Source organism: Filifactor alocis ATCC 35896 (assembly GCF_000163895.2).
Lineage (GTDB): Bacteria > Bacillota > Clostridia > Peptostreptococcales > Filifactoraceae > Filifactor > Filifactor alocis.
On sequence record NC_016630.1, the window covers coordinates 924,039 to 937,215 of the forward strand.

General features: G+C 37.2%; 15 protein-coding genes, 2 tRNA genes and 1 rRNA gene. 7 read left to right on the forward strand and 11 right to left on the reverse strand.

Features of this window, described 5'->3' with window-relative positions; genetic code table 11:
- Window positions 1-155: 155 nt before the first annotated feature.
- A 16S ribosomal RNA gene (locus HMPREF0389_RS04135) occupies window positions 156-1,690 on the reverse strand.
- Between the two features lie 617 nt (window positions 1,691-2,307).
- On the opposite strand from HMPREF0389_RS04135, the gene HMPREF0389_RS04140 reads away from it, so the two are divergent.
- The 7 genes from HMPREF0389_RS04140 to HMPREF0389_RS04170 all read left to right on the forward strand — a co-directional run bounded on the left by HMPREF0389_RS04140 (window position 2,308) and on the right by HMPREF0389_RS04170 (window position 5,113).
- Window positions 2,308-2,772 (forward strand): hypothetical protein, encoded by a 465-nt coding sequence (locus HMPREF0389_RS04140; protein WP_014262435.1) that lies wholly within the window; start codon window positions 2,308-2,310, stop codon window positions 2,770-2,772.
- Window positions 2,773-2,968: 196 nt separating this feature from the next.
- On the forward strand, window positions 2,969-3,292 hold the full coding sequence (locus HMPREF0389_RS04145; RefSeq protein WP_014262436.1) for a hypothetical protein: 324 nt from the start codon (window positions 2,969-2,971) through the stop codon (window positions 3,290-3,292).
- 166 nt (window positions 3,293-3,458) lie between these two features.
- Entirely contained in the window at window positions 3,459-3,863 is a 405-nt protein-coding gene (locus HMPREF0389_RS04150) for a hypothetical protein (protein WP_014262437.1), read from the forward strand.
- A gap of 114 nt (window positions 3,864-3,977) precedes the next feature.
- Window positions 3,978-4,160 carry a DUF3781 domain-containing protein gene (locus HMPREF0389_RS09275; RefSeq protein WP_331666321.1) on the forward strand — a complete coding sequence of 61 codons (183 nt, stop codon included), beginning with the start codon at window positions 3,978-3,980 and terminating at the stop codon, window positions 4,158-4,160.
- 395 nt (window positions 4,161-4,555) lie between these two features.
- Window positions 4,556-4,632, forward strand: a tRNA-Ile gene (locus HMPREF0389_RS04160).
- A gap of 30 nt (window positions 4,633-4,662) precedes the next feature.
- Window positions 4,663-4,738: transfer RNA gene (locus tag HMPREF0389_RS04165), tRNA-Phe, on the forward strand.
- An 81-nt stretch (window positions 4,739-4,819) separates the two neighbouring features.
- A complete protein-coding gene (locus HMPREF0389_RS04170) occupies window positions 4,820-5,113 on the forward strand; it encodes a hypothetical protein (protein WP_014262438.1) in 294 nt (97 codons plus the stop codon).
- Between the two features lie 211 nt (window positions 5,114-5,324).
- Here HMPREF0389_RS04170 and HMPREF0389_RS04175 read toward each other — a convergent pair whose 3' ends face one another.
- From HMPREF0389_RS04175 to atpB, 10 genes are all read right to left on the reverse strand, one after another.
- The gene (locus HMPREF0389_RS04175) at window positions 5,325-5,906 is read right to left on the reverse strand and encodes a hypothetical protein (protein ID WP_014262439.1); all 582 of its coding nucleotides are present in this window, start codon (window positions 5,904-5,906) and stop codon (window positions 5,325-5,327) included.
- Between the two features lie 274 nt (window positions 5,907-6,180).
- The gene (gene atpC, locus HMPREF0389_RS04180; protein WP_014262440.1) at window positions 6,181-6,579 is read right to left on the reverse strand and encodes an ATP synthase F1 subunit epsilon; all 399 of its coding nucleotides are present in this window, start codon (window positions 6,577-6,579) and stop codon (window positions 6,181-6,183) included.
- 2 nt (window positions 6,580-6,581) lie between these two features.
- Window positions 6,582-7,979 (reverse strand): F0F1 ATP synthase subunit beta, encoded by a 1,398-nt coding sequence (gene atpD, locus HMPREF0389_RS04185; RefSeq protein ID WP_014262441.1) that lies wholly within the window; start codon window positions 7,977-7,979, stop codon window positions 6,582-6,584.
- Window positions 7,980-7,998: 19 nt separating this feature from the next.
- On the reverse strand, window positions 7,999-8,856 hold the full coding sequence (atpG, locus tag HMPREF0389_RS04190) for an ATP synthase F1 subunit gamma (RefSeq protein WP_014262442.1): 858 nt from the start codon (window positions 8,854-8,856) through the stop codon (window positions 7,999-8,001).
- Window positions 8,857-8,889: 33 nt separating this feature from the next.
- Window positions 8,890-10,401: a F0F1 ATP synthase subunit alpha gene (gene atpA, locus HMPREF0389_RS04195; RefSeq protein WP_014262443.1), complete on the reverse strand. Its 1,512-nt coding sequence runs from the start codon at window positions 10,399-10,401 to the stop codon at window positions 8,890-8,892.
- Window positions 10,402-10,416: 15 nt separating this feature from the next.
- A complete protein-coding gene (gene atpH, locus HMPREF0389_RS04200; RefSeq protein WP_014262444.1) occupies window positions 10,417-10,962 on the reverse strand; it encodes an ATP synthase F1 subunit delta in 546 nt (181 codons plus the stop codon).
- A complete protein-coding gene (atpF, locus tag HMPREF0389_RS04205; protein WP_014262445.1) occupies window positions 10,950-11,468 on the reverse strand; it encodes a F0F1 ATP synthase subunit B in 519 nt (172 codons plus the stop codon). The genes atpH and atpF overlap by 13 nt, the downstream gene beginning before the upstream one ends.
- Before the next feature lie 45 nt (window positions 11,469-11,513).
- Complete coding sequence (gene atpE / locus HMPREF0389_RS04210; RefSeq protein WP_041250797.1) at window positions 11,514-11,774, reverse strand: ATP synthase F0 subunit C; 261 nt, start codon at window positions 11,772-11,774, stop codon at window positions 11,514-11,516.
- A gap of 81 nt (window positions 11,775-11,855) precedes the next feature.
- Window positions 11,856-12,401 (reverse strand): ATP synthase F0 subunit C, encoded by a 546-nt coding sequence (gene atpE, locus HMPREF0389_RS04215; RefSeq protein WP_014262447.1) that lies wholly within the window; start codon window positions 12,399-12,401, stop codon window positions 11,856-11,858.
- A 47-nt stretch (window positions 12,402-12,448) separates the two neighbouring features.
- Window positions 12,449-13,153 carry a F0F1 ATP synthase subunit A gene (atpB, locus tag HMPREF0389_RS04220; RefSeq protein ID WP_014262448.1) on the reverse strand — a complete coding sequence of 235 codons (705 nt, stop codon included), beginning with the start codon at window positions 13,151-13,153 and terminating at the stop codon, window positions 12,449-12,451.
- Window positions 13,154-13,177: the final 24 nt, after the last annotated feature.

Consider the following 13,177-nt stretch of genomic DNA (forward strand, 5'->3'; position numbering starts at 1 on the left):
AATTTCTTAGATGTTATGCAGTTTTCAAGGTACAATTCTATTGCTTCGCTTTTTGGTAACTTCTTGGAGTTTCCTCAAAAATGCTTGCAATATGTCTTTTTCTTCTTTTGAAGGTTGAACCTTCAAAACTAAACAGCAGTTTCTTTTCTCCCTAGAAAGGAGGTGATCCAGCCGCACCTTCCGATACGGCTACCTTGTTACGACTTCACCCCAGTCATTTGTTTTGCCTTGGGCAGCTCTCTCCTTGCGGTTGAGTCGCTGACTTTGGGCCCCCCAAACTCCCATGGTGTGACGGGCGGTGTGTACAAGACCCGGGAACGCATTCACCGCGACATTCTGATTCGCGATTACTAGCAACTCCAACTTCATGTAGGCGAGTTTCAGCCTACAATCCGAACTTGGATCATCTTTTTGAGGTTTGCTTGACTTCGCAGTTTCGCTTCTCTCTGTAATGACCATTGTAGCACGTGTGTAGCCCTAAACATAAGGGGCATGATGATTTGACGTCATCCCCACCTTCCTCTAAGTTGTCCTTAGCTGTCTCGATAGAGTCCCCATCTTACTGCTGGTAACTATCGACAAGGGTTGCGCTCGTTGCGGGACTTAACCCAACATCTCACGACACGAGCTGACGACAACCATGCACCACCTGTATCCATTGTCTACCCGAAGGTAAAAGTCCTCGATTAAAAGGCTGTCATTGGTATGTCAAGTTTAGGTAAGGTTCTTCGCGTTGCTTCGAATTAAACCACATGCTCCGCTGCTTGTGCGGGTCCCCGTCAATTCCTTTGAGTTTTACTCTTGCGAGCGTACTCCCCAGGCGGAGTACTTAATGTGTTAACTTCGGCACCGAGTTCTTCACCCGACACCTAGTACTCATCGTTTACGGCGTGGACTACCAGGGTATCTAATCCTGTTTGCTCCCCACGCTTTCGTGCCTCAGTGTCAGTTGCAGTCCAGAAAGTCGCCTTCGCCACTGGTATTCCTCCTAATATCTACGCATTTCACCGCTACACTAGGAATTCCACTTTCCTCTCCTGCACTCAAGTTAAACAGTTTTAATGGCTTACATTGGTTGAGCCTATGCCTTTCACCACTAACTTGTTAAACCACCTGCGCACCCTTTACGCCCAGTTATTCCGGATAACGCTTGCCCCCTACGTATTACCGCGGCTGCTGGCACGTAGTTAGCCGGGGCTTTCTTTTAGGGTACTGTCATTTCTTTCTTCCCCTACTACAGAGTTTTACGACACGAATGCCTTCTTCACTCACGCGGCGTTGCTGCATCAGGGTTCCCCCCATTGTGCAATATTCCCCACTGCTGCCTCCCGTAGGAGTTTGGACCGTGTCTCAGTTCCAATGTGGCCGTTCACCCTCTCAGGTCGGCTACTGATCGTTGCCTTGGTGGGCTTTTATCTCACCAACTAGCTAATCAGACGCGGGCTCATCTTTGTCCACTATCGTTTTGATATTATTAGGATGCCCTATTAATATGTTATACGGTTTTAGCTATTCTTTCGAATAGTTATTCCTTTGACAAAGGCAGATTACCCACGCGTTACGCACCCGTCCGCCACTAACTTCTATCATCTTCGCCCCGAAAGGTTCTGTTAATAGTCGTTCGTTCGACTTGCATGTGTTAAGCACGCCGCCAGCGTTCATCCTGAGCCAGGATCAAACTCTTCGTTTTAATCTTTTCTCAGTTTTGCTCCGGTTGTTCTCTTGAACAACTTCAAAGTTATTTACCGGTTTGCTTTTTCCTTAATCTTTCGATTAAGTGGTTTTTCGCTTTGCAATTTTTCAATTGCTTGGTTGTTTTTTCTGCTGTTTAGTTTTCAAGGTTCATTCTTTTTTCTCGCTGCCCTCTGTGGTTTTTCTACCTCGCCGGACTGCTTGTCTATATTACCATCTCTTTTTCGGTTTGTCAACATCTTTTTTTATCTTTTTTATCGGCTCTTTCTGCTTTCTTTTCTGCTGTCTGTTTTGATGCTGCCTCTCCTACCTCGATGGTGTGTTCAATTTATCATATCTTCTTCTCTTTGTCAATTCTTTTCTTCTCTTTTTCTTCTTTCTGTTCAATTCTCACTTTATATTTCAAACAAGTGGAACTACAATCAAAGAAATACGGTGATGCTTTCATTTTGCAGTAGAGTACTTCATCATAAAAATTTTGAATTTCCTATTTTAACTTGAGGATATCTCTTGACATATTTATCAAAAAAGATACTATTTATATAATAGTAGTTAATACTAAAATACATAGTAATTAGAAACTAAGATTTATAAGATTTAAAGGAGAGTACAACTATGGGACTTATGGATTTTGCTAAGAAAGCTTTTTTAGGAGCAAGTGACGAAGATAATAGAAAAAACAAAGCACGGATGAGAGAAATATTCAATGAAAGCATGCCCAATGGAGATGACTATAAAATAATTTATTGCCATATGGAAAATTACACCAATGCAGTCATTGTTGAAATTACAGAACACAGTAACTTTATTGTAGGATATAAAGAAGGAGAAGTTGTTGTAATTGCTGTTAGTCCTGATTTAAGTGAATACGATAACCCTATCGTATTTAATAAAGATAACGGAAGTAACACCGAAACTCGCTTAGGGTATTGCAGAGTATATAATGAAAAACATTCATTTCAATTTGAACCTATTACCTATGCTCCCGGGATTGCTAAGGGTGCAAAACATTCAGTAGCAATCACACAATCCGGCTCTGAAGTTGCAGAATTTCGTAATTTTTTCAAAAAAGGTTTATAGAACATCTGCATTATCTTATTCAAACGATTTGAGAATGATAAATCGTCAATAGGACATCCCCTAAATGTATTGAAGAATATTAAAAATATCGAAGCAATAAAACTGACGAATTTCCCGGAGCGAAACAATCCATAAACAATTGTGCAAATTATAATTATGTAGAGGAAATTCCAATATTATAATGGAGATGAAGGGTATGGATGAACAAATTTTAAATACAGTCTATAGTTCGTCTCTGGAATTTGGCAAAAATTTCCACAGACCAATCATCGAAATAATCGAAGAGCTCTACCCCGATATTTCTAATGATGAAAAAATTTCTATTGTAAGTTACATTGAACAAACAAGAAACGACATTGAAAACTATTTCTATAGTAATTATGATTACAAGAATGAAGATGCAAATAAGGAACTGCAACACCGTGGAAAACAATGGATTAAAAATAAGTATCATTGGATGAATACCGAAAACATCAATCGTTCCGCCAATCAAGGGATGTATTATGCTTGGCGTGGCTGATAGTCACTCTTCCATAAAATAAAATAAGATACGAATATCCAAAAAACAAGAAACAAATCTACTGCTTTTATAGATACGAACATCTTGAAACAAGGAGAATCCTCAATTCACAAAAAATGAATGAAACGAAACACATGATTACAAAATAAAAATAGGGAGTTTAAAAATGACGGTTGATTTGAAACAGCAATCTATAGAACTAATCAAAAGCTTATGTGATAAAAACATTTTATCTGAGAGCAACTTTGATAATTTGGAAAAACAAACATTCCATGATATTGTTTTGACATTAAGGAATGTGTTTCAAAAAACATATCCTAACACAAAATTGAAACGAACCATGAAAAGCATTCATTATGCAAATAATTTTTCTGATGAAAAACTCAAACAAACCGCTTTTTTGCTTGATGAAATTGAACAGTATTTATCCATAAATAAAATTCTTGACCACGACAAATCTGTTTCTTACTTTAACAAAAAAATCACAGATAAAAATTTTGTCATCAATCCTACCGCTTTAGTTTCTGTTATGATGGAGAGTTTGCTGATTAAAAAACACAAAAATAATTGAACTCTGACAAACACACCAACGATTAACAATAAATCTGAAAAATCAACACCCGGTAAGAAAATATTGTTTGAAAATATCAAGAAAATTCATACTACAGAAACGGAAGTTTAGAGAATCAAAAGAAACCTAAAGTTTGATGTACAGGATATAGTTGAGTACTGTAAAAACAAAATTTTAAATAAAGATTGTTTGATTTATAAACAAGGTAAAATTTGGTATTGTGAAGCAGTTGGCATCAAAATAACCTTCATACAGCTACACAATCATTACCGCTCACAATACCAAATAAATACTTAGAACAAACAAATATTATTATCTCTTCCGTTTGCTCACTGTCATAATTTAATGTACAATTCATAGTTTAATGATTCACAACTATATTTTTGCTTACTTCAATAATGACAACATTCAACAGAGCATTTTTTCAAATTTATGGAATATCAATTAGATTTTAATATAAATTGGGGTTATTCTAAGATTTTATTAAAGACTGTAGCACAAACACAAAGAAAACGATACAACCGATATACAAAATGATTAAAATTCGACTCATTTTATACAATAACTTATATATTAAAAATCTTTCAAACCAATTCTCCATGATAATCAAGTTGTCTACGATAATTTCAATGTTTTTGTTGACTTTTTCTGTTTTGACTGTTAGAATCATATAGCATAAAGAATATGTTCAGGGGCTTATAGCTCAGCAGGTTAGAGCGCACGCCTGATAAGCGTGAGGTCGCAAGTTCGAGTCTTGCTAAGCCCACCATTTTTGTACGAATACATCAATTTCATACAAGCCCAGATAGCTCAGTCGGTAGAGCAGAGGACTGAAAATCCTCGTGTCGGTGGTTCGATTCCGCCTCTGGGCACCAATTGGAAAGATTTTTTTATCTGTTATGATAGAGAAATCTTTCTTTGAATGTTTAAATTCTCAATGAAAGGAAGTATGTACTATGTGGAAAATTGAACTGGATGCAGATGCGAAAGCATATATCAACAAAAAGAAGATAACTGATCTCTATATTGAGCCAATCAAAAGGAGAGTGTGTTGTACTTCTTATGGAGACTTTGTAATTTCTTCTAAACCGAATCACTCTAATACCGTTTTCACTGAACTCACCGAAGAAGGCGTTACCTTTCATATATGCGATTCTTTAGTCGTAAAGAACGACATCGTTTCTATTGGACACGGCAGTTTCTTAGGTGTCGAACGTCTTTTTATCAAAAATATCTCCTACTCCTTATAACAAACAACTTTTGTAAACAACAATTGCCATACAAAATACTTGAAAGAACAAAATCACTTTGTATAGTATTCTGAATTGGAATTATCAAAATAACAAAAAATATCTGTTAAGGAAATCATCTTTCCTTAACAGATATTTTTTATTCTTCTGTGCCTAATAAAAAGCAACGGTCATCATACTTTAACTATATTGTATTCACAAACATAATCGCTTATCGACAAACATCAAAAGACTCATATATACTTAACGGATATGTTTGTCCTCCATCAACTGTAACAAAAGCCCCGGACATCTTTATCTTCACTTTATCGGAATTTCCCACCCACATAAAAAACTTTTGATTCAAGTTATCTGTCGATGTTACTTGAGTTTTGCTTAAAATTCGACCGTTCAAACTATGATATGCCGTAATTGTAGCAGTTCCGACCAATTTTGAAGAAACAGTAGAGCTGACTTCAAACGACAAGCCTAAATAGTCATCCAAAAAACGGTCTGATAGTACCTGTACGGTAGCCAATCCATCAGTTCGTTCACTTTCTTTTCCAATTTCTCCCATCGCCATTGCTGCAATTTTCTCTTTTCCGTCATCTTTTCCACCTATTACGCCAATCGCAATCGCAGACTGTCCGGAATTCTCAACTTCTCCGCCTTTCGCTTCTCTCAATAATCTCACAAGTTCTTCGTTAGTCAAAGTATTCCTGTTGTTCATATCATTAGCAAACACGACAGAGAACATTGAAGATACAACAACTGTCACTAAAAATAAAGACATGAATTTTTTTACTTTACTCATAAGTACCCCTCCTGTTTCATACTAAACTTCGTTAAAACAATTGATAAGTCATATTGTTACTTCTCTGAATCGTATCTGTGGTTTTCAGATGAATTTAATAAAACTTTTATCTGTTTGTCTATTGAAGTCTAGTATCACACTAAGTAATTTATTGTTATAAAAACATACCTACCGTTCTCGCCGTACATCATTTATTTGTTTTTTTATGTGAAAAATGTAAAAAATATCTGTTAAGGGTACACCTCCCCCTAACAGATATTACAAAAAACAAGCTCTATTTTTTCAAACTCATTCTGACCATTGCTTTTTTCAAATGTGCTGTCGCGGCATAAAACTCTTTGTCTCCGGGCTTATATTGTTGTAACTGTTGTTCAGCCTTTTGCTTCGAGCTCATTGCTCTTTCAACATCAATTTCATCCGGCCACTCTGCATTCGCCGCTACAATGGTAGTACAATCTTGTGAAACAAGAATCATCCCTCTTGAAATAGAAGCTTCTTTTTTTTCTTTTCCTGTCTGAATCTTTATTTTTCCAATATCCAGTGTCGAGATGTAATTGACATGGTTTGCTTTTATCCCAATATCACCTTCTATAGTATGCACTACTACCAGGTCTACATCTCCATCCCAAAATAATTTTTCAGGGGTTACTATTTTTAGGCGGAATGTTGACATAACTATTCCTCCTTTTTAGCCTTTTCAATCGCTTCTTCTATGGTTCCTACAAACAAAAATGCCGACTCCGGAACATCATCATGTTTTCCTTCCAAAATTTCACGAAATCCACGAATCGTTTCACTGACAGGAACATACTTTCCTGCCATTCCTGTAAATTGCTCTGCAACGCTGAACGGTTGAGACAAAAATCTTTGTACCTTTCTTGCACGAGATACAATAATTTTATCTTCTTCTGACAGTTCATCCATTCCCAAAATCGCAATAATATCTTGCAAGTCTTTCATTTTTTGTAGAATGGATTGAACTCCTCTGGCAACTTCGTAATGTTCTTCTCCTACTACTTCCGGAGACAAGATTCTTGATGTAGAATCCAAAGGATCTACTGCAGGATAAATCCCTAAAGATGCAATTTGACGCGACAATACAGTCGTTGCATCCAAATGGGCAAATGTTGTTGCAGGAGCAGGGTCTGTCAAGTCATCGGCAGGTACATATACCGCTTGTACTGATGTGATAGAGCCTTTTTGTGTAGAGGTAATTCTTTCTTGCAACGCTCCCATCTCTGTTGCCAATGTAGGCTGATATCCCACAGCCGAAGGCATACGTCCAAGAAGTGCAGAAACTTCTGAACCGGCTTGTGTAAATCTAAAAATATTATCAATAAACAACAATACATCTTGTCCTGCTCTATCTCTAAAATATTCTGCCATTGTAAGCCCGGTCAAACCTACCCTCATTCTCGCTCCCGGCGGTTCATTCATTTGTCCGAACACCAACGCCGTCTTATCCAAAACGCCGGACTCTTTCATTTCATAATATAGGTCATTTCCTTCTCTGGTTCTTTCTCCGACACCGGTAAACACGGATAACCCGCCGTGTTGTTTGGCAATGTTGTTAATTAATTCCATAATAATAACTGTTTTACCAACACCCGCTCCACCAAACAATCCGATTTTACCACCCTTTTGATAAGGACAAATCAAATCAATTACTTTGATTCCGGTTTCCAAAATCTCAGCATTTGTCTGTTGTTCTTCATACGCAGGAGGATCTCTATGAATCGGCCATTTTTCGCCTTCTTCCAAATCTCCCGCCTCATCAATCGGCTGTCCTAAAAGATTAAAAATTCTTCCTAACGTATTCTTACCAACGGGAACAGAAATCGCTCCTCCGGTATCAATTGCATCCATTCCACGCACTAATCCATCAGTAGAACTCATGGCAATACAACGCACCATATCTTCCCCTATATGCTGTGCTACTTCTACTACTACCTCTTTCTCTCCATTTTTGATGATAATCGCATTTTTCAAACTTGGTAAATGCTCAGCATCAAAGCGTATGTCCAATACCGCTCCGATAATTTGCACTACTTTTCCTACATTTTGTTGAATCATAAACTTCTCCTTCTATTCTTTACTTAAGCGCCTCTGCACCAGAAACAATTTCAGAAAGTTCTTGTGTAATGTTCCACTGACGAGCTCTGTTATATTGCAAATTCAACTGTTCTATCATTTCTCCTGCGTTATCGGTCGCAGATTCCATCGCAATTCTTCTCGCACCTTGTTCAGATGCATAAGATTCTAACACCGCCGCATAAAAAATCCCTTCTAAATAAAGCGGTACAATATTATCAAAAACTGCTGTCGGTGACGGATCATACTGAACCGTTTCATATTCTTCTTCCTCCAACTCACGAGGTTTAAGATACAAAGGAAGTAATTTTTTTATCCTTACAATCTGTGTCAATGCAGATACAAACTCTGTATAAATTACATACAACTCATCAATTTCTTTGTTTTTATACAACTCTATCACGGTATCTACAATATCCACTACCTGTACTTTTTCTACCTCTTCCGGAATGTTTTCAAATCGTTTTACGATAGGATATCCTTTTTTACGAAAGTATTCATATGCCTTTTTTCCTATTGGCAACACACAAACCTCTCTTCCGGACATTTTTTCTTCAGCTTTTCGAAAAATGTTGGTATTGTATCCTCCGGCTAACCCCTTATCTCCTCCGATAATAACAAATCCCGCTTTTTTCTCTTTTCGAGGTTTGACATAAACAGAAGATAGTTGCTTTGTTTTTGCCGAGGCAATTCTTACCATTGTATCATACAAAATATCAAAAAAAGGTTTGGATTTTTCAGCTTTGTCCTTTGCTTTTCTAAGCTTGGAAGATGCAACAAGCTCCATCGCTTTTGTAATTTGCATGGTATTTTCCACACTGGTAATCCTATTTTTTATATCTTTCATTCCTGTTGCCATAAAGACCTCCTTTCTCTTCAACCACTGAGGCTTTTATCTATTTTTAAATTCTTCTACGAACTCAGATAATGCTTTATGCAACAGTTCTTCATCTTCCTTGGTAATATCATTGTGTTCTATCATAGATTTTCCTAAATTCGGATACGCACCTTCTAAAAATTTAAATAGTTGTTTCTCAAATTCAGGAATATCTTTTATATCAATCTCTTTCAAATACCCTTTATTTGCAGCATAGATAATAATGACCTGTTCTGCTACAGAAAGCGGAGATGCCTGCCCCTGTTTCAAAATTTCAACAATACGCTCCCCACGATCCAAACGCGCCTTTGTGTCAGCGTCCAAATCTGAACCAAATTGAGAAAACGCTTGTAACTCTCTATATTGAGAATAATCCAAACGCAATGTTCCGGACACTTTCTTCATTGGCTTAAGTTGAGCATTCCCTCCAACTCGTGATACAGAAATTCCGGGATTTACAGCCGGACGAATTCCCGAGTGGAACAATTCTGTTTCTAAGAAAATTTGTCCATCTGTAATAGAGATAACATTTGTCGGAATATATGCAGAAACATCACCGGCTTGTGTTTCAATAATAGGTAAAGCGGTTAAAGAACCTCCACCCTTCTCTTTTGAAAGTTTCGCTGCCCTCTCAAGCAATCTTGAATGCAAATAAAAAACATCTCCCGGATATGCCTCTCTTCCCGGTGGTCTTCTAAGCAACAGCGATAGTGTGCGGTAAGCAACAGCATGTTTGGATAAATCATCATAAACACACAATACATGCTTTCCTCTATCCATAAAATACTCGCCCATTGTACATCCGGAGTATGGTGCAATATATTGCAACGGCGCCAACTCAGAAGCTGTTGCTGCAACTACAATGGTGTAGTCCAACGCCCCTTGTTTTTCCAAAGTTTCTACTATTTGTACCACAGTTGATAATTTTTGTCCGATTGCAACATAAACACAAATAACATCTTTTCCCTTTTGGTTTAAGATGGTATCAATTGCTATTGTAGTCTTACCGGTTTGACGATCTCCTATAATAAGCTCTCTTTGTCCTCTACCAATCGGTATCATAGAATCAATTGCTTTGATTCCGGTCTGTAAAGGCTCGCTTACCTTTTCTCTCTCTATAATTCCTGCTGCCTTTCTTTCAATCGGCATATATTCTTTCGTCAAAATAGGACCTTTCCCGTCAATCGGCTGTCCCAATGCATTCACTACTCTTCCTAACAACTGTTCTCCGACAGGAACTTGTACAACATTTCCTGTTGTTTTAACAGCATCTCCTTCCTTAATTCCTTTGTCTGAACCCAGCATAACTGCACCCACCGAACTTTCTTCTAAGTTCAAAGCCATTGCATATACCCCATTTTCAAACTCCAAAATTTCTCCGGACATACAGTCTTCCAGACCGCTGATTTTTGCGATTCCATCGCCTATTTCCAATACTTTTCCTACATCTTTGAAATGAGCATTATACCCATAATTTTTAATTCTCTCTTTAATCAGAGCACTAATCTCATCTGGTCGAATATCCATAGGTTTACCGCCCTTCTAAATCATCTTTTCTTGTAATTGCTGTTTCATTTTTTTTAGCATCGTTGTAATACTTTGATCCAATTCCACATCGTTTGATTTTAATTTCATTCCACCTATGATAGCAGGATCAACATAGTTTATTAAATAAACCTCTTTTGCTTGTATTATCTTTTTCAGTTGTGATATCAGGTTGTCTTTTTGAATCGAAGTCATCGGAATTGATGTAATCACTTCAAATTCTCTGATGTTTTCATCAGCGTAATATCGTTTTTTATACGCATCTCTAATATCTTCCAACATGCCGATTCTTCCGTTATCAATCAATATTTTTATAAAATTCAAAAGATACTCATGCACCCTTTCAGAAAAAATTTCTGATAATAAATTCTTTTTTTCTTCCTTTTTATAAAAACGACTTTTCATAATATGGTAAAAATCTTCATTTTGTAAAAAAATATCTACAACTTGATTCAATTGATATAACAACTCTTGTTCTATATGATCCTCTTTTGCAATCTCATATAAAGAGTCAACATACCGATTGATTGCTATTTCTGCCATTGTGAATCACCTACATTTTGAATTAATTCATCAATCAGTTCTCCCTGAATTTGTGGCTCTATATTCTTTTTAATTACCTGTTCTGCGATAAGAATGGCCATTTCTCCAATTTCGTCTTTCATTCCATCCATCACTTTTTCTTTTTCTCTAAGAATATCTTCTTCGCTTTTTTTCTTAACAGATTCCGCTTCCTTTCGTGCACTTTTCACAATATCATCATACTGAGCTTGTGCATTATGACGAGCTTCAAGAATTAACTTCATGCCTTCTTCTTTCGCATTTCTCATCTTTTCTTGATACTGCTCGTAAGTTTCATTTGCGAGCTCTTCAGTTCGTTTTGCAGAATCTAATTGTTCTTCTATCTCGGCAGTTCTTTCATCCATCATTTTTTTCACCGGTTCAAACAAAAAGTGTTTTAGCCCCAAATATAGGATGAATGTATTTAAAATCGTGAACAACACGTTCCATCTACCTAAACTTACTAGTCCATCTTTTATGAAATTCAAAAGCTTACCTCCTCTTCGTTTATTTTGACCTAAACTCAAAAACGATTAGCTTGTAAACGGTTTCACAAAGATTAATATTAGAGCAATGATAAGTCCGTAGATACCGGTTGTTTCCGCAACAGCTGCTCCAAGAAGCATTGTTTTGATGATATCTCCTTGCGCTTCCGGTTGTCTTCCTACAGCCTCTGCTCCCTTACCTGCCGCATAGCCTTGTCCAATCCCCGGTCCGATTCCGGCAATCATCGCTAACCCTGCTCCAATAGCTGAACACGCATAAATTAAATCTTGTCCTGTAATTCCTTGCATTTCATTTTCCTCCTTAAAAATTAACAATTTATTATATTTATATATAAAAATGAGAATAAACTTAAAAATAATTACCCATCCTTAAATCAATGGATTTGCGAGCAACAATATCAATGCAATAATCAGCGCAAAAATAGAAGATGCTTGCGCAACTGCTTGTCCGATAAACATCGCTTTCATAATAATCTGCTGGTATTTCGGTCTTTTTCCGCAAGCCTCAGTTGCCTTTCCTGCTGCATAGCCTTGTCCGACAGCCGATCCGATTCCTGCAATCATCGCAAATCCTGCACCTATCGCCGATGCCATCAGAATAATCGCTTTTCCCTCTACTTTAATCAAGGGATTTCCAAACAACAACAGCAAAGCAACTACCAAAGATAAAATCCCGGATGTTTCTGCAACAGCTGAACCTAACAACATTACCAGTGTCACCTGTTTCTGCCCCTTTGGATTTTCTCCAACAGCTTCAGCGGCTTTCCCTGCTGCATAGCCTTGTCCGATTCCCGGACCAATCCCTGCAATCATTGCCAATCCTACTCCTATCGCCGATGCCGAAAAGATAAGTGCCCGTCTATCAAATGTCATCAACCAAGTAAAAAATTGATTGATAAAGTCTGTTTGATTCAATATAAATTCCACTCCTTTCTTTAAGGTATTAAAAGAATTCGAAAATATTATTCCATTGAACTGGAGATATATACCATTGTCAACATTCCAAAAATAAAAGTTTGTAACAGTCCGGAAAATACATCAAAGTACATATGAAGAAGTACCGGAAAACCTAATTGCAGAATAGGTACATTCCAACCGAACAACATGGATGATAAAGATGATAATGCACCATAGACTAAACTCATAATAATCAAGCCCCCCACGAGGTTTCCAAATAGACGAAAGGACAATGAAATCGGATTTGCAATTTCTCCAATAAGGTTAATCGGTGTCAATAAGAAAAATGGTTCTGTAAACCCTTTCAAATAACTCTTTATTCCCTTTGATTGAATTCCCTTGATATGACACATAAAGAAAGTGATGAGCGCCAAGCCGAATGTAGTGTTCAAATCGGCTGTAGGTGGTCTCATAAAACCTGTCAATCCACATAGATTCGCAGCAGCAAGATAGAGCATCAATGTTCCGATATATGGTGCAAAATAAATATGTTCTGCTCCCATAGTGCTTTTCACTAACGAATACACACCTCCTACCAACATTTCCAGTATGTTTTGAACCCCTGTTGGAACTTTTTTCAAATTTCTTGTTAATAAGTACGATGATAAAATTAATACTCCTATAATAATCCAACTAACCACCAAAGTTTCGGTAATTTTTAATCCAAAAGATGTTTCATAAAATATAACCGGTCCAAAACTATTTTCCATTTTAACCTGTTCCTCCTCCCCCAA